The sequence below is a fragment of the Pseudomonas urethralis genome, from assembly GCF_021602465.1.
Taxonomy (GTDB): Bacteria; Pseudomonadota; Gammaproteobacteria; order Pseudomonadales; family Pseudomonadaceae; genus Aquipseudomonas; species Aquipseudomonas vlassakiae.
This window is the reverse complement of the sequence record NZ_BQIJ01000010.1, coordinates 75,736-93,035: the sequence shown is the minus strand read 5'-3', so window position 1 is coordinate 93,035 and position 17,300 is coordinate 75,736. Positions and strand designations below refer to the sequence as shown.

Genomic DNA, 17,300 nt, shown 5'->3' with positions numbered 1-17,300 from the left:
CCTGGAGATCACCATGGCGCTTGAACGCAGCGACGTGGAAAAGATTGCCCATCTGGCCCGTCTGGGCCTGAATGAAGGCGAACTGCCACGCATTACTGACGCCCTGAACAGCATTCTCGGCCTGGTCGACCAGATGCAAGCGGTCGACACCAACGGCATCGAGCCCCTGGCCCACCCCCTGGAGGCCAGCCAGCGCCTGCGTCCCGACCAGGTCACCGAAAGCAACCAGCGCGACGCCTACCAGGCCATCGCACCAATGACCGAAAGCGGTCTGTACCTGGTTCCGAAAGTCATCGAGTAAGGGATAGAGCCTGCCATGCATGAATTGACCCTGGCCGAGATCGCCCGCGGACTCGCCGACAAGTCGTTTTCCTCCGAAGAGCTGACCGGCGCCCTGCTGGCGCGCGTCAAGCAGATCGACCCACAGATCAACAGCTTCATCAGCGTCACCGAAGAGTTGGCCCTGAGCCAGGCGCGTGCTGCCGACGCCCGTCGCGCCGCTGGCGAAACCGGTGCACTGCTCGGCGCACCGATCGCCCACAAGGACCTGTTCTGCACCCTCGGCGTGCGCACCAGCTGCGGCTCGAAGATGCTCGACAACTTCAAGGCGCCGTATGACGCCACCGTGGTCGCCAAGCTGGCCGAAGCCGGCATGGTCACCCTGGGCAAGACCAACATGGACGAATTCGCCATGGGTTCGGCCAACGAGTCCAGCCACTACGGCGCGGTGAAGAACCCGTGGAACCTCGAGCACGTGCCAGGCGGCTCGTCCGGCGGTTCCGCGGCAGCCGTGGCCGCGCGCCTGCTGCCGGCCACCACCGGCACCGACACCGGTGGCTCGATCCGCCAGCCGGCGGCACTGACCAACCTCACCGGCCTCAAGCCGACCTACGGTCGCGTGTCGCGCTGGGGCATGATTGCCTACGCCTCCAGCCTCGACCAGGGTGGCCCGCTGGCGCGCACCGCCGAAGACTGCGCCCTGCTGCTGCAAGGCATGGCCGGCTTCGATGCCAAGGACTCCACCAGCATCGACGAGCCGGTGCCGGACTACAGCGCCGCCCTCAACGGCTCGCTGCAGGGCCTGCGCATCGGCCTGCCGAAGGAGTATTTCGGTGCCGGCCTCGACCCGCGCATCGCCGAGCTGGTCCAGGCCAGCGTCAAGGAGCTGGAAAAGCTCGGTGCGGTGGTCAAGGAAATCAGCCTGCCGAACATGCAGCATGCCATTCCGGCGTACTACGTGATCGCGCCGGCAGAAGCCTCCTCCAACCTGTCGCGCTTCGACGGTGTGCGCTTCGGCTACCGCTGCGAAGAGCCGAAAGACCTGACCGACCTGTACAAGCGCTCCCGTGGCGAAGGCTTCGGTACCGAAGTGCAGCGCCGCATCATGGTCGGCACCTACGCCCTGTCGGCCGGCTACTACGACGCCTACTACGTCAAGGCGCAGCAGATCCGCCGCCTGATCAAGAACGACTTCATGGCCGCCTTCGCCGAGGTCGACCTGATCCTCGGCCCGACCACGCCGAACCCGGCCTGGAAGCTTGGCGCCAAGAGCAGCGACCCGGTCGCCGCCTACCTGGAAGACGTCTACACCATCACCGCCAACCTGGCGGGCCTGCCAGGCCTGTCGATGCCAGCCGGCTTCGTCGATGGCCTGCCGGTCGGCGTGCAGCTGCTGGCACCGTACTTCCAGGAAGGCCGCCTGCTCAACGTCGCGCACCGTTACCAGCAAGTCACCGACTGGCACACCCGCGCCCCTAACGGCTTCTGAGGAATTCACACATGCAATGGGAAGTTGTGATCGGGCTGGAGATTCATACCCAGCTGGCCACCCAGTCGAAGATCTTCTCCGGCAGCGCCACCACCTTCGGCTCCGAGCCGAACACCCAGGCCAGCCTGGTTGACCTGGGGATGCCCGGCGTACTGCCGGTGCTGAACCAGGAAGCCGTGCGCATGGCCTGCATGTTCGGCCTGGCGATCGATGCCGAAATCGGCAAGCGTAACGTGTTCGCGCGCAAGAACTACTTCTACCCGGACCTGCCCAAGGGCTACCAGATCAGCCAGATGGACCTGCCGATCGTCGGCAAGGGCCACTTGGACATCGCCCTGGAAGACGGCACCATCAAGCGCATCGGCGTCACCCGTGCCCACCTCGAGGAAGATGCCGGCAAGAGCCTGCACGAAGACTTCAGCGGCTCGACCGGCATCGACCTGAACCGCGCCGGCACCCCGCTGCTGGAAATCGTCTCCGAGCCGGACATGCGCAGCGCCAAGGAAGCCGTGGCCTACGTCAAGGCCATCCACGCGCTGGTGCGCTACCTGGGTATCTGCGACGGCAACATGGCCGAAGGCTCGCTGCGCTGTGACTGCAACGTGTCGATCCGGCCGAAAGGCCAGGCCGAATTCGGTACCCGCTGCGAGATCAAGAACGTCAACTCGTTCCGTTTCATCGAGCGCGCGATCAACAGCGAGATCCAGCGCCAGATCGACCTGATCGAGGACGGCGGCAAGGTTGTCCAGGAAACCCGCCTGTACGACCCGAACAAGGACGAGACCCGCTCCATGCGCAGCAAGGAGGAGGCTAACGACTACCGTTACTTCCCCGACCCGGACCTGCTGCCGGTGGTGATCGAGGACAGCTTCCTCGAAACCGTCCGCGCCGGCCTGCCGGAGCTGCCACCACAAAAGGTCGAGCGCTTCCAGAGCCAGTACGGCCTGTCGGCCTACGACGCCAACGTGCTGGCTTCCAGCCGCGAACAGGCGGATTACTTCGAAGAAGTGGCGAAGATCGGTGGCGACGCCAAGCTGGCCGCCAACTGGGTCATGGTCGAACTGGGTAGCCTGCTGAACAAGCTGGGCATCGAAATTGATCAGGCGCCGGTCAGCGCCGCGCACCTGGGCGGCATGCTGCTGCGCATCCGTGACAACACCATCAGCGGCAAGATCGCCAAGACCGTGTTCGAGGCGATGGCCGCGGGTGAAGGCGATGCCGACAGCATCATCGAGAGCAAGGGCCTCAAGCAGGTCACCGATACCGGTGCGATCGACAAGATGCTCGATGAAGTGCTCGCTGCCAACGCCGAGCAGGTCGAACAGTATCGTGCCGCTGACGAGGCCAAGCGCGGCAAGATGTTCGGCTTCTTCGTCGGCCAGGCGATGAAGGCCTCCAAAGGCAAGGCCAACCCGGGGCAGGTGAACCAACTGCTCAAGGCCAAGCTCGAAGGGTGAGCTGAAAAAAGCGGCGAGGGCCTTGCCCTCGATCGCGGATGAATCCGCTCCTACAGAGAACAGCGACATGCCTGTAGGAGCGGATTCATCCGCGATGGGCCGCACAGCGGCCCCAATGCACCGGAGCATCCCAATTGCTGAAACGATCCCTAGGTACCCTCGCCCTCTTCTCCTTCCTGGCCGGTTGCGCCAGCCACGACATCGACCCCCGCGGTTACAACGAAACCGGCACCGCGTCCTATTACGGCTCGCGCCACCATGGCAAACGCACTGCCAGCGGCGAACCGTTCAACCAGCACGGCCTCACCGCGGCCCACCGCAGCCTGCCATTCGGCAGCCGGGTGCTGGTCACCAACCTGGCCAACGATCGCAGCGTGGTGGTCCGCATCAACGACCGCGGCCCGCATACCCGAGGCCGGCTGATCGACCTGTCACGTGCTGCAGCAGAAAAAATCGGCATGCTCCGTAGCGGAACGGCGCGCGTCCGGGTACAAGGTCTGAGCGATTGACCTGTCACCTGCCCTGACTGGAGCTCCATCATTTTCGACCTGGCCACCCTCCCTACCTTCAGCCTGCTGCAAATGGGCGCTGCCCTGCTGCTGCTGATCGCCGGTGCCGAACTGCTGGTGCGTGCGGCGCTGCGCCTGGCCGAACGCCTGCGCGTGCGCCCCTTGATCATCGGCCTTAGCCTGGTGGCCTTCGGCAGTACTGCACCGCAGCTGACCGTAAGCCTGCAAGCCGCCTATCAAGGTGCGCCCGACGTGGCCGTGGGCAGCGTGATCGGCAGCAACATCTTCAACGTACTGGTCATCCTCGGCCTGGCCGCGCTGATCATTCCACTGCGGGTATCGCGCCAGCTGGTGCGCCTGGACATCCCGCTGATGATTGCCGCCAGCGCCCTGGTCTATGCGCTCTGTGGCAATGGCCACCTGGGCCGGGCCGAAGGGTTGCTGTTGCTGCTCGCCCTGGCGGGCTACCTGGCCATGCTCTGGCACCAGTCGCGCCACTATGCCCGCACCTATCCGGCCCAGGATGCCGCTGTAGCCAGCGCTGGGCGCTTCTGGTCCGGGGCGCTGCTACAGGTGCTGTTCGGCCTTGGCCTGTTGAGCCTGGCCGGCCACCTGCTGCTGGAGGCGGCCATTGAAGTGGCCACCGATCTCGGACTGTCCGAGCGGGTCATCGGCCTGACGGTGGTCGCCGTGTGTACATCCCTGCCCGAGCTTGCCGCCGCGCTGATTGCCGCCATTCGCGGCGAACGGGAGATTGCCGTCGGCACGGTGATCGGCAGCAATCTGTTGAACTTGCTGGGAGTGCTCGGCCTGACCGCACTGATCACACCCGAGCCGTTGACCATCTCGCCCAATGCGCTGGCATTCGACCTGCCGGTGATGCTGGGTGTCGCGGCCCTGAGCCTGCCGGTGTTCTATTCCGGCTACCGGATCACCCGCAGCGAGGGGCTGGTGTTCCTCTGCCTGTACCTGGTCTATGGCCTGCATGTGGCAGCCTTCACCATGGGTATGCCACTGGCCGGGCGGCTGGAGCGGTTGATGCTGTTCTATGTGCTGCCGGTGCTGGGCACGGTGTTGCTGTACACCACGGCCCGAGCCTGGCGCAGGCAGCACTGACAGGGCAGGCCTGCTTTGACTATCTTCCCTGCCGAGCCTTCTTCAGCTTGAAGGCCAGCCACAGCACCGCAATCCACGCCGGGATCAGGACCACCGAGATGCGGATCGGCGGGGTCAGGTACATCACCACCAGAATCAGCACGATGAATGCCAGGCACAGGTAGTTGGTCAGCGGGTGCCCCCAGCTCTGGTAGAACGGGTTGATCCCGGCCGCCAGCTTGGCCTTGCGGAACTTCAGGTGGGTAATGCTGATGCTGGCCCAGTTGATCACCAGCGCCGACACCGCCAACGCCATCAGCAGGCCGAACGCCTCGCCAGGCATCAGGTAGTTGATCAGCACGCACATGCCGGTCGCAAAGGCTGAAACTGCCAACGCCGTCAGGGGCACGCCGCTGCGGCTGACCTTGAGCAACTGGCGCGGCGCATCACCCTGGCTGGCCAGGCCGAACAGCATGCGACTGTTGGCGTACACACAGCTGTTGTACACCGACAACGCAGCGGTCAACACCACGATGTTGAGGATGGTCGCCACCAGGTCGCTGTCCAGTTCGTGGAAGATCATCACGAACGGGCTGCCGCCTTGCACCACCTTCTGCCAAGGGTACAGCGACAGCAGCACGGCCAGGGCACCGATGTAGAAGATCAGGATGCGGTAGACCACCTGGTTGGTCGCCTTGGGGATGCTCTGGCGCGGGTTGTCGGCCTCGGCGGCGGTAATGCCGACCAGCTCCAGGCCACCGAAGGAGAACATGATCACCGCCAGCGCCATCACCAGCCCGGTCACGCCATTGGGAAAGAACCCGCCGTATTGCCACAGGTTGGCCACGCTGGCATCCGGGCCGCCGTGGCCACTGGCGAGCATCCAGGCGCCGAAACCGATCATGCTGACGATCGCTACCACCTTGACCAAGGCGAACCAGAACTCCATTTCGCCGTAGACCTTCACCTGGGTGAGGTTGATCAGGTTGATCACCACGAAGAAGATCGCCGCCGTGGCCCAGGTCGGGAACGCCGGCCACCAGTACTGCACATAGATACCCACGGCCGTGAGCTCGGCCATGCCGACCAGCACGTACACCACCCAATAGTTCCAACCGGAAACGAACCCGGCGAACTCGCTCCAGTATTGGTGGGCGAAGTGGCTGAAGCTGCCGGCGACAGGCTCCTCGACCACCATCTCTCCCAATTGGCGCATGATGAAGAAGGCCATCAGGCCGGCGATGGCGTAGCCCAGCAAAACGGCGGGACCCGCCAGCTGGATGGTCTGGGCGATGCCCAGAAACAGCCCGGTACCGACGGCACCACCCAGCGCAATCAGCTGGATATGGCGATTCTTCAGCCCGCGCTTCAGCGGCTCGGGCGTGCTCTGGTCTTGCATGAAGTATCCTTTGGCTCAGTGAGGCAGTGTTGTTGCTGTTGTTTTGCAGTCAAGGATCTAGATCCATCCGCCCCACTGCAATATGAAAATACCAATATTGGTGGTGATCGCCGCCATTAACGTGGTTATCACGATGATCGAGGCCGCCAGTTCATGGTTGCCGTTGGCGGCGCGGGCCATGACGTAGCTGGCCGCCGCCGTCGGGCTGCCGATGTAGAGGAACAGGATGCCCAGCTCGGCCCCCCGGAAGCCGCACAACCAGGCCCCCAAGGTGCCGATCAGCGGCAGCAGCACCATCTTCACCAGGCTCGCATCGATGGCCAGCCTGCCGCTGTCGCGCAGGGCCGCCAACGACAGGGTGCCACCGATGCAGATCAGCGCCAGCGGCAGGGTCATCTGCGCCAGGTAGTCGCCCGACGTCAGCAGCCAGTTCGGCAGCGGCACCTGGCCGTAGGCCAAGGGCGTGGCCACCAGCACACTGATGATCAGCGGATTGCTCAGGATGCTCTTGCAGATGCTCCACGGGTCGGACTTGAGGTCCGGGCTGTACACCGCCAGCACCACCGCCGACAGGGAGTTGTACATGAGGATCACCAGGCCGGCGAGCACCGCCCCCAGGGAGATGCCGTAATCGCCATAGAGGCTCGCAGCCAGGGCCAGGCCGATCACGCCGTTGTTGCCGCGGAACGCACCCTGGGTGTAGATGCCACGGTCGGCCAGAGGGCTGCGCCAGATGGCCATGCCCCAGGCCACGGCAAAGCCGACCAGGGTGGCGACCACGAAGTAGAGGATGACCCTGGGCTGTACCGCGGTGGCCAGGTCGGCGTGGTAGATGCCGAGGAACAGCAACGCTGGCATGCAGACGTTGAACACCAGCTGCGAGGCGACGCGGTTGAAGTTGTCGTCGATCAGGTGGATACGTTTGAGCAGCACGCCCATGAACAGCATGGCGAAGACGGGGGCCGTGATGTTCAGCGTCTGGATAAGAAGGGCGAGCATGCGCAAGCGGTCCTGATGGGGGTTGCCGTTAGGCGGCTAATGATACGCCAACGCGTCAGGAAATGCGGGGATCGAGCAGGACTTTAAACAAGCTTCTGTCTGTGCCGGCCTCTTCGCGGGTAAACCCGCTCCTACAGGGATCGCATATACCCTGTGGGAGCGGGTTCACCCGCGAAAGGGCCGGTACAGGCGGCTGAAGGTCAGCGGCGAACCGGGCGCTTCTGCAATTTGCGCTGCAGGGTGCGACGGTGCATGCCCAGCGCCCGCGCAGTGGCGGAGATATTGCCCTCGTGCTCATTCAGCACGCGCTGGATGTGCTCCCATTGCAGACGGTCTACCGACATCGGGTTTTCCGGCACCAGCGAGTCCAGGTCGGCATGTTCCGACAGCAGTGCCGCCAGCACGTCGTCGGCGTCGGCCGGCTTGCACAGGTAGTTGCAGGCACCGCGCTTGACCGCCTCGACGGCGGTGGCGATGCTCGAGTAACCGGTCAGGATCACCACGCGCATCTCCGGGTCCAGCTGCAGCAGCTTGGGCAGCAGCACCAGGCCCGAGTCGCCTTCCATCTTGAGGTCCAGCGTGGCGTAGTCCGGCAGGTCCTGCTGGGCCAGAAGCAGGCCTTCCTCGGCAGAGCTGGCAGTGCTCACACGGAAACCGCGGCGGCTCATGGCCCGGGCCATGACCCGGGTAAAGGTGGCGTCATCGTCCACCAGCAACAGGTGCGGCAGCTCTTCGCCTTCGACCTGGTTTTCTTCGCTCATCATTCATCTCCTCGCTTGCCATGGGGCAGGCGCAGTTCGGTCAGGGTGCCACCCTGTTCATGACTATAGAGTTTCACCGAACCGCCCGCACGGGTCACGCTGGCCTTGCTCAAGAACAGGCCCAGGCCGAAGCCTTTGCCTTTGGTGGTAATGAAGGGTTTGCCGATTGCTTCGGCGATGGCCGGCGGTACACCCGGGCCATGGTCGCGGATGCTGATCAGGATGTCCTGGGCGTCCCAGTCAAGGGTCACCTGCAGGTCATCGGGGCAGGCATCGGCGGCATTGTTCAACAGGTTCAGCAGCGCCTGGGTCAGGTCCGGTGGCGGCGTCAGGCGCGGCACCAGGCCGTCGCGCAGGCGCTGGAAGCGGTAGCTGGCCTCCGGGCGCATCAGGTGCCAGCGGTTCAACGCTTCGTCGAGCCAGGCGGTGACGTCCTGTTCGACCACCGCCAGACGGCGGTTGGCCTCGGCGGCGCGCACCAGTTGCTGCAGGGTTTCCTTGCACAGCTTGACCTGGTCCTGAAGGATCTGCAGGTCTTCCTGAAGCAGTGGGTCGGTGTGGTCCTGGCGCATTTCATTGAGCAGCACGCTCATGGTCGCCAAGGGGGTGCCCAGTTCGTGGGCCGCGCCGGCAGCCTGGGTGGCCACGGCCAGCAACTGTTCGTCACGCAGGCTTTCTTCGCGGCGCTCGGAGCGCAGTTGCTCCTGACGGCGCAGTTCCTCGGCCATGCGCGCGGCAAAGAAGGTGATCACGGCGGCGGCCAGGGCGATACTCAGCCACATGCCGTAGACCTGCATCTTGTCCCGCGCCATCGGCAGCCCCTCGAGCGGGTAGAACTGCACCAGCAGCAGGCTGTAGGCGGTCAGGGCGATGCCCGAGAGGATCAGCGAATACAGCCACGGCAAGGTCACCGCAGCGATGGCCAGCGGCACCAGGTAATAGGATACGAACGGGTTGGTCGAGCCACCCGAGTAGTACAGCAAGGCACTGTGGATCAGCAGGTCGCAGGCCAGCTGCAAGGCATATTCGGTCTCGGTGACCGGCAGCGACAGGCGCAGGCGCAGGGCAGTGAAGGCGCAGAGCAGCGACGACAGGGCCAGGGTCGCAGCCAACGAAAGCCATGGCAGTGGCAGCAGGTCGGTCCAGTAGGCGACGCCCACGGAGCCTGCCTGGGCGGCCAGGACCAGAACGCGAATGACAGTCAGGCGCCAGAGGTTCTGGCGTGTTGCGGACAGCGGTTGTGCGGCGGCGAGCATGCGCTCTCCCGATGTGTGCTCCAGTAAAATCGGCTGGAGTATACCGAAGCCGGGCGCCCCACTGCAGCGATGCGGCAAAGCGCCACACTTTGTCACATGTTCATGGTGGCACTTTTGAACCCACTACACGGGTCCCGGTCTGATGGGCCATGCGTGGAAAGGATGACCTCAACCCACGCCTATCATTGCCAAGGAGTAACACATGCACATTCCACGTCGCGGCGCAGCCCTGATCCTGTCCTGTGGCCTGCTCGCCAGCCTGCCGGCCCTGGCGGCCGACGAACCGCGTTACAACCAGGTATCGTTGCGCGCCGAAGTCAGCAAGGAAGTGGCGCGCGACCTGATGGTCGTGACCCTCTACAGCGAAGCGCAGAATACCGACCCCGGCAAGCTCGCCAAGCAAATCACCGAAACCATGAACAAGGCCGTGCAGCAGGCGCGCCAGGTCAAGGACGTGAAAATCAGCCAGGGCAGCCGCAACAGCTACCCGGTGTATGACAGCAAAGGGCAGAAGATAACCGGCTGGCGTGAACGCGCCGAGCTGCGCCTGGAAGGTGCCGATTTCCCGGCCCTGTCCCAGCTCACCGCCGACCTGCTGCAGGACCTGAAGATGGGCAGCATGGACTTCTCCATCGCCCCGGCCACGCGCAAGGCCAGCGAAGACGAGCTGCTCAAGGATGCGGTCAATGCGTTCAAGGCCCGCGCACAGCTGGCCACCGAAGCATTGGGCGGCAAGGGCTATAAAGTGGTCAGCCTGAACCTGAACAGCTCCGGTTACCCACGCCCTTACCTGCGTAGCGCGCCGATGGCGATGAAGGCCATGGGCGCTGACGAGGCCGCGCCAGCACCGGATATCGAGGCGGGTACCAGTGAAGTCAGCATGAATGCCGATGGGCTGATCGAAGTGCAGATGCCCTAAGCGACCACAAAAATCCTGTGGGAGCGGCCTTGTGTCGCGAAAGGGGCGCGCAGCGGCCCCAAGATCTCGGCTGAACCGCTATATTGCCGGGGCCGCCTTGCGGCCCTTCGCGACGCAAGGCCGCTCCCACAGGGATCGCGTCAAATTCAAGCTTTTCAGATATTTCCTACGCACCATAGAGGTGCGTCCTACACTCTCCCCCGCACCGAAACATCTCGCAAAAAGCCATCATTTCGCCCGCGCAAACGTTCAACTTCGCTGAAAGTTATACGAATGCGACATCCATGTACGCTCGTACTACTTTTCTGACGCCAACTATCCTTCTCCCTGTTGCATTGGGAATACCCCCTGCATAAGTATCCGCAGGTCGGCTCACGAGGCCACCTCAACCCCAAAAATGACAACAATGAGGCCACCATGCTCAAACACGCAGTCATTCCGTTCCTGCTAGGTGCAGGCTTGCTCGCCGGTGCTCCACTGGCCCAGGCCGCGTCCAACCTGGTGTTCTGCTCCGAAGGCAGCCCGGCCGGCTTCGACCCGGGGCAATACACCACCGGAACCGACTTCGACGCCTCGGCCGAGACCGTGTTCAACCGCCTGACCCAGTTCGAACGCGGCGGCACCGCGGTCATCCCGGGCCTGGCAACCAAATGGGACGTGGCCGACGACGGCAAGACTTATACCTTCCACCTGCGCGAAGGGGTGAAGTTCCACACCACCGACTACTTCAAGCCGACCCGCGAATTCAACGCCGACGACGTGCTGTTCACCTTCAACCGCATGCTCGACAAGGATCACCCGTTCCGTAAGGCCTACCCCACCGAATTCCCGTACTTCACCGACATGGGCATGGACAAGAACATCGCCAAGGTGGAGAAGCTTGACGATCACACCGTAAAGTTCACCCTCAATGAAGTGGACGCCGCGTTCATCCAGAACCTGGCCATGAGCTTCGCCTCCATCCAGTCCGCCGAGTACGCCGGGCAATTGCTCAAGGACGGCAAGGCCGCCGACATCAACCAGAAGCCGATCGGCACCGGCCCGTTCGTGTTCAGCAAGTACCAGAAGGACGCGCAGATCCGCTTCAAGGGCAACAAGGACTACTGGAAGCCCGAAGATGTGAAGATCGACAACCTGATCTTCGCCATCTCTACCGACGCCTCCGTGCGCATGCAGAAGCTGAAGAAGAACGAGTGCCAGGTTACCTTGTTCCCGCGGCCGGCCGACATCGAGCCGCTGAAGGCCGACAAGAACCTGCAGATGCCCCAGCAGGCCGGCTTCAACCTCGGCTACATCGCCTACAACGTGATGGACAAGATCAAGGGCAGCAACGAGCCTAACCCGATGGCCCAGCTGCAAGTCCGCCAGGCACTGGACATGGCCGTGGACAAGAAGAAGATCATCGAATCGGTCTACCAGGGCGCGGGCCAGCTGGCGGTCAACGCCATGCCGCCCACCCAGTGGTCGTATGACACCAGCATCAAGGACGCACCGTACGACCCCGAGAAGGCCAAACAACTGCTCAAGGAAGCCGGCATCAAGGAAGGCACCGAGATCACCCTGTGGGCCATGCCCGTGCAACGCCCCTACAACCCCAACGCCAAGCTGATGGCCGAGATGCTGCAGTCCGACTGGGCCAAGATCGGTGTCAAAGCGAAGATTGTCAGCTACGAGTGGGGCGAGTACATCAAGCGCTCCAAAGGCGGCGAACAGGGCGCCATGCTGATCGGCTGGAGCGGTGACAACGGTGACCCGGACAACTGGCTCGGCACCCTGTACGGCTGCGACGCCGTCGACGGCAACAACTTCTCCAAGTGGTGCTACAAGCCCTACGACGACCTGATCAAGCAGGCCAAGGCCACGTCCGACCAGGCCAAGCGCACCGAGCTGTACCAGAAGGCCCAGCACATCCTCAAGGAACAGGTGCCGATCACTCCGATCGCCCACTCCACGGTCTACCAACCGATGAGCGCCAAGGTGAAGGACTTCAAGATCAGCCCGTTCGGGTTGAACAGTTTCTACGGCGTCAGCGTGGACAAATAGGGTAGCTGCCCGCACCCGCCCTCGACGGCGGGTGCGCCTCACCACCAAGCATTTCGTGCCCCCTCCGACGCTACCCGCGACGGGGTCGGGAAACTGTTGCCGTCATTCGTACCCCGAAGCGGCTTGAACAGCTGGAAAAGGAATCGCCATGCGCCACGTCACTCGCCTTTCGACCTTGCTCGCCCTCGGCCTGCTGAGCCAGGCCCCTGCCCTTCAGGCCAAGAACCTGGTGTTCTGCTCCGAAGGCAGCCCGGCCGGCTTCGACACCGCCCAGTACACCAGTGCCACCGACAACGACGCCGCCGAGCCGATCTACAATCGCCTGGTGGAGTTCGAACGTGGCGGCACCGCCGTGCACCCGGCGCTGGCGACCCGGTGGGAAGTTTCCGAAGACGGCCTGCGCTACACCTTCCACTTGCGCCCCGGCGTGAAGTTCCACGCCAACAAGGCCTTCACGCCGAGCCGTGATTTCAATGCCGATGACGTGCTGTTCACCTTCAACCGCATGCTCGACAGGGACCAGCCGTTCCGTAAGGCCTACCCCACCGAATTCCCATACTTCGTCAGCATGGGACTGGACAAGAACATCACCCGGGTCGAGAAGACCGACCCAATGACCGTGGTGTTCACCCTGAACAAGGTCGATGCCGCGTTCATCCAGAACCTGGCGATGAGCTTCGCCTCGATACTCTCGGCCGAGTACGCCAAAACGTTGCTGGCCAGTGGGCGCCCCAGCGACATCAACCAGCAACCGATCGGCACCGGGCCGTTCGTGTTCCAGCGTTACCAGAAGGATTCGCAGATTCGCTTCAAGGGCAACCAGGATTACTGGGCGCCTGATGAAGTGAAGATCGACAACCTGGTGTTCTCGATCAATACCGACCCATCGGTGCGCATCCAGAAGCTGCGCCGCAACGAATGCCAGGTCACCCTGCACCCGCGCCCGGCCGACCTGCCGGCGCTCAAGGCCGACGGCAAGCTGCAGGTCATGCAACAGCCCGGCTTCAACCTCGGCTATATCGCCTATAACACCCAGCACCCACCGTTCGACCGCCTCGAAGTACGCCAGGCCATGGACATGGCGGTGAACAAGCAGGCCATCATCCAGGCGGTGTACCAGGACTCCGGCCAGTTGGCAGTCAATGCCATGCCGCCAACCCAGTGGTCCTACGACAACAGCCTCAAGGACGCGCCGTACGACCCGGAAAAAGCCAAACAGTTACTGCAGCAGGCCGGGGTCAAGCCCGGCACCGAGATCACCCTGTGGGCCATGCCGGTACAGCGCCCTTACAACCCCAACGCCAAGCTGATGGCCGAAATGCTCCAGGCCGACTGGAACAAACTCGGCTTCAAGGTGCGCATCGTCAGTTACGAATGGGGCGAATACCTCAAGCGCATGAAGAGTGGCGAACACGACATCGCTCTGATCGGCTGGACGGGCGACAACGGAGACCCGGACAACTGGCTCGGCACCCTCTACAACTGCGACGCCATTGGCAGCAATAACTATTCGCTGTGGTGCGACCCGCAATACGACCGCCTGGTCAAGCAGGCCAAGCAGGTGACCGACCGCGAGCAACGCACGGCGCTTTATCAGCAGGCCCAGCAGCGCCTCAAACAGCAGGTGCCGATTACCCCGGTAGCGCATTCCACGGTGAACCAGCCGTTGAGCATCAAGGTGGCCGATTTCAAGGTCAGCCCGTTCGGCCGCAATGACTTTTCCGGTGTGAGTGTTGACTGACCTTTAACCCTCAAAGGCCTCTTCGCGGGTAAACCCGCTCCCACAGGATCACGACAGGTTCGGAGCTTGCGCCCTACCTGCAGGAGCGGGTTTATCGAGGCGTCGAACCGCCGCGAAAGGGCCGGGACAGGCAACACACCTCCTCCGATTTTGCCCGGCAACCCCGGGCAACCCTGGCAACACCGCAGCAAACAACCCGGCCCACAAGGCCAGGTGATAACTAAAAGAACAGAAAGGGAGCTTTAACTTTGAGACTATTCACCTTGACCGCTTTGGCCTTATCCATCGGCACCTTTTCCGCCGTGACAGAGGCCGACACCCAGAGCCAGGACTACATCCCGTTCAGCCTGAAATCCAGCAGCGAACAGGACCAGGCCAATGGCTTCATCGACGGCCAGAGCCTGTCCGGCAGCACCCGCAACTGGTATGCCCACGAACGTGCCACCCGCGCACCGCTGTGGAAGTACTACAAGGGCGACGGCACCCGCCACGATACCCACAGCCGCGACAACTGGGTGCAGGGCACCATCCTCAACTACAGCTCGGGCTTCACCCAGGGCACTGTCGGCTTTGCCGTCGAGGCCGCCGGCTACAACGCGATCGCCCTGCAACAGGGCCGCGCCGCGATCGCCGGCCCGAACAACCGCACGCTCACCCACAGCGACGGCGACCCGGTCGGCCAGTGGAGCAAGATGGGCCTGGCCAACGTCAAGGCGCGTGTGTCCAATACCACCCTCACCGTCGGCCGCCAGTCTGTGGACACACCGATGATCGCCTACATCGGCAACCGTGCGTTGCCGTCGAGCTTCCAGGGCGCATTCCTGCACAGCGCCGAGTTCGACAACCTGTCGCTCGACCTGGGTACCTTCGACCGCGTTTCGCCACGCACCGAACAGAGCCTGAGCAAGTTCCGCAGCGAATATGGCGCCACCGGCGTCGAGACCGACCGCGCCAGCACCGCCGGGGTCAACTACCAGCCGTTCAAGAGCCTGACCACCAGCCTGTACGCCACCAAGGTCGACGACTTCTGGAACCAGTACTACTTCGGCGCCAGCCATGTGCTCGGCGACAACGCCGTACTCGCCCTGACCACCGGCCTGAACTACTACAAGACGGTGGACGAGGGCAGCAAGAAGATGGGTGAGATCGACAACGACACCTACAGCCTGTCGTTCGGCCTGACCCACCAGGCGCACACCCTCACCGCGTCGTGGCAGCAAGTCAACGGCAACGAGTATTTCGACTACCTGCACGAAACCAACGGCATCTACCTGGCCAACTCGCTGCTGTCGGACTTCAACGGCCCCAACGAGAAATCCCTGCAGATCTCCTACGTACTGAACATGGCACCGTACGGCGTACCAGGCCTCAAGTTCAACCTGTACAACGCCCGTGGCTGGGGCATCGACGGCACCCACTACCGGGGCACCGCCTATGACGTCAACGGCCTGGATGGCGAAACCCACTACGAGTGGGGCATCGGCACCAGCTATGCCGTACAGAGCGGGCCGTTCAAGGACACCAGCATCCGCGCCACCTACACCGCCCACCGCGCCAGCAAGGCGCAGGCCGATGGCAGCCTCGACGAGTTCCGCTTGGTGACCACCATTCCATTCAACATTCTTTGACCGATGGCGCCATGGCCCGCTTCAACCCGGGCCGTGGCGGCTACGCTGGAATCATTGCAAGCAGGGAGTTTCCATGACATCGCTACCGCTCCGCGCTGCCCTGGCAGCGGTCATCCTGGGCGCCGCCGGCAACCTCGCGGCCAAGCCGCTGGTGGTGTGCACCGAAGCCAGCCCGGAAGGCTTCGACATCGTCCAGTACACCACTGCAGTCACCGCCGATGCCTCGGCCGAGACGGTGTTCAACCGCCTGGTCGACTTCAAGCCTGGCACCACCGACATTCAGCCGGCCTTGGCCGAACGCTGGGACATTTCAGCGGACGGGCTGACCTACACCTTCCACCTGCGTGAAGGGGTGAAGTTCCACACCACCGACTATTTCAAGCCAACCCGCGAGTTCAACGCCGATGACGTGCTGTGGAGCCTGAATCGACAACTCGACCCAAGCCATCCGTGGCACGACAAGACCAGCGTCGGCTACCCGTACTTCGAGAGCATGGCCTTCAAGGAATTGCTCAAGTCGGTGACCAAGACCGACGACCACACCGTGGTGATCACCCTGACCCGCCCGGAAGCCCCCTTCCTGCGCGACATGGCCATGGCCTTCACCTCGATCTACTCCGCCGAATACGGTGACCAGTTGCTCAAGGCCGGCAAGACCGGCGACCTCAATAGCAAGCCGATCGGCACCGGCCCATTCATTTTCCAGCGTTACAACAAGGACGCCCAGGTCCGCTACAAGCCCAACCCGGACTATTTCCGCGGCAAGCCGCCGGCCGATGCGCTGGTGTTCGCCATCGCCACCGACAGCAACGTGCGCCTGCAGAAGCTGCGCGCCAACGAATGCCAGGTGGCGCTGTACCCCAAGCCCGATGACGTACCGCTGATCAAGAACGACCCGACACTCAAGGTCGACGAAATCGAAGCCTTGGTCACCGGCTACATTTCGATGAACACCGAACACAAATACCTGAGCGACGTGCGTGTGCGCAAAGCCATCAACATGGCCTTCGACCGCCAGACCCACGTCGATCAGCTGTTCGGCAAGGGCAACGCACTGGTCGGCGTGAACCCCTACCCCCCCACCATGATCGGTTACAACACCGAGAACAAGAACCCGCCCCGCGACCTGGCCAAGGCCCGCGAGCTGCTCAAGCAAGCTGGCGTGCCGGAGGGCACGGTGATCACCCTGTTCACCCGCAACGGCGGCGGCCCGACCAACCCCAACCCGCGGCTTTCCGCGGAAATGCTCCAGGCAGACCTCAAACAGATCGGCCTGAAGCTGGACATCCGCGTGATGGAATGGGCCGAGATGCTGCGCCGCGCCAAGAAGGGTGAGGCTGACCTGGTCTCCACCGGCTGGGCCGGCGACAACGGCGACCCGGACAACTTCCTCAGCCCGCTGCTCAGTTGCGATGCCGCCAGAAGCGGCGAGAACTATGCACGCTGGTGCAACCCTAAGTTCCAGGAACTGATCACCCGCGCCCGCGAAGTGATCGACAACGACCAACGCGCCAGGCTCTATGCCGAGGCTTTGAAGGTGTACGATGACGATCAACCCTGGATCAGCATGGCCCATCCGAAGATGTTCACCGCCATGCGTGACAACGTGGAGGGCTATGTGATCAACCCTCTGACCAACAACAACTTCGCCACCACCCGGGTGAAGTAGAACAACAACGACCGCCGGGACCCCGCACGGGCACCGGCGGCACTGCCCTGACCGGC

Annotated in this window: 14 protein-coding genes; 10 read left to right on the top strand and 4 right to left on the bottom strand. The window is 63.2% G+C overall.

Annotated elements, in window-relative coordinates; translation table 11 throughout:
- The first annotated feature begins 13 nt into the window (after positions 1-13).
- From gatC to L6D64_RS17315, 5 genes are all read left to right on the top strand, one after another.
- Positions 14-301, top strand: coding sequence for an Asp-tRNA(Asn)/Glu-tRNA(Gln) amidotransferase subunit GatC (gene gatC, locus L6D64_RS17335; protein WP_054887192.1), 288 nt, complete (start codon positions 14-16; stop codon positions 299-301).
- Between the two features lie 15 nt (positions 302-316).
- The gene (gene gatA, locus L6D64_RS17330; protein WP_176508713.1) at positions 317-1,768 is read left to right on the top strand and encodes an Asp-tRNA(Asn)/Glu-tRNA(Gln) amidotransferase subunit GatA; all 1,452 of its coding nucleotides are present in this window, start codon (positions 317-319) and stop codon (positions 1,766-1,768) included.
- Positions 1,769-1,779: 11 nt separating this feature from the next.
- Positions 1,780-3,225, top strand: coding sequence for an Asp-tRNA(Asn)/Glu-tRNA(Gln) amidotransferase subunit GatB (gene gatB, locus L6D64_RS17325; protein ID WP_176508714.1), 1,446 nt, complete (start codon positions 1,780-1,782; stop codon positions 3,223-3,225).
- Positions 3,226-3,359: 134 nt separating this feature from the next.
- Positions 3,360-3,734 carry a septal ring lytic transglycosylase RlpA family protein gene (locus L6D64_RS17320; RefSeq protein WP_082433675.1) on the top strand — a complete coding sequence of 125 codons (375 nt, stop codon included), beginning with the start codon at positions 3,360-3,362 and terminating at the stop codon, positions 3,732-3,734.
- Between the two features lie 72 nt (positions 3,735-3,806).
- A complete protein-coding gene (locus L6D64_RS17315) occupies positions 3,807-4,850 on the top strand; it encodes a calcium/sodium antiporter (RefSeq protein WP_176508715.1) in 1,044 nt (347 codons plus the stop codon).
- 19 nt (positions 4,851-4,869) lie between these two features.
- On the opposite strand, the gene L6D64_RS17310 is transcribed toward L6D64_RS17315, so the two are convergent.
- The 4 genes from L6D64_RS17310 to L6D64_RS17295 all read right to left on the bottom strand — a co-directional run bounded on the left by L6D64_RS17310 (position 4,870) and on the right by L6D64_RS17295 (position 9,244).
- Positions 4,870-6,228 carry an amino acid permease gene (locus L6D64_RS17310; RefSeq protein ID WP_176508716.1) on the bottom strand — a complete coding sequence of 453 codons (1,359 nt, stop codon included), beginning with the start codon at positions 6,226-6,228 and terminating at the stop codon, positions 4,870-4,872.
- 57 nt (positions 6,229-6,285) lie between these two features.
- Entirely contained in the window at positions 6,286-7,227 is a 942-nt protein-coding gene (locus tag L6D64_RS17305; RefSeq protein ID WP_054886989.1) for an AEC family transporter, read from the bottom strand.
- 200 nt (positions 7,228-7,427) lie between these two features.
- Complete coding sequence (locus L6D64_RS17300; RefSeq protein WP_054886988.1) at positions 7,428-7,988, bottom strand: response regulator transcription factor; 561 nt, start codon at positions 7,986-7,988, stop codon at positions 7,428-7,430.
- Positions 7,988-9,244 (bottom strand): ATP-binding protein, encoded by a 1,257-nt coding sequence (locus L6D64_RS17295; RefSeq protein ID WP_054886987.1) that lies wholly within the window; start codon positions 9,242-9,244, stop codon positions 7,988-7,990. Before L6D64_RS17295 ends, L6D64_RS17300 begins: the two co-directional genes overlap by 1 nt.
- A gap of 202 nt (positions 9,245-9,446) precedes the next feature.
- On the opposite strand from L6D64_RS17295, the gene L6D64_RS17290 reads away from it, so the two are divergent.
- The 5 genes from L6D64_RS17290 to L6D64_RS17270 all read left to right on the top strand — a co-directional run bounded on the left by L6D64_RS17290 (position 9,447) and on the right by L6D64_RS17270 (position 17,244).
- Complete coding sequence (locus L6D64_RS17290; RefSeq protein ID WP_176508717.1) at positions 9,447-10,163, top strand: SIMPL domain-containing protein; 717 nt, start codon at positions 9,447-9,449, stop codon at positions 10,161-10,163.
- A gap of 417 nt (positions 10,164-10,580) precedes the next feature.
- Complete coding sequence (locus L6D64_RS17285) at positions 10,581-12,206, top strand: ABC transporter substrate-binding protein (protein WP_176508718.1); 1,626 nt, start codon at positions 10,581-10,583, stop codon at positions 12,204-12,206.
- Between the two features lie 148 nt (positions 12,207-12,354).
- Positions 12,355-13,947 (top strand): ABC transporter substrate-binding protein, encoded by a 1,593-nt coding sequence (locus L6D64_RS17280; RefSeq protein WP_176508719.1) that lies wholly within the window; start codon positions 12,355-12,357, stop codon positions 13,945-13,947.
- A gap of 248 nt (positions 13,948-14,195) precedes the next feature.
- Positions 14,196-15,575 carry an OprD family porin gene (locus L6D64_RS17275; RefSeq protein ID WP_054886983.1) on the top strand — a complete coding sequence of 460 codons (1,380 nt, stop codon included), beginning with the start codon at positions 14,196-14,198 and terminating at the stop codon, positions 15,573-15,575.
- Between the two features lie 73 nt (positions 15,576-15,648).
- A complete protein-coding gene (locus tag L6D64_RS17270) occupies positions 15,649-17,244 on the top strand; it encodes an ABC transporter substrate-binding protein (RefSeq protein ID WP_176508720.1) in 1,596 nt (531 codons plus the stop codon).
- Positions 17,245-17,300 lie beyond the last annotated feature (56 nt).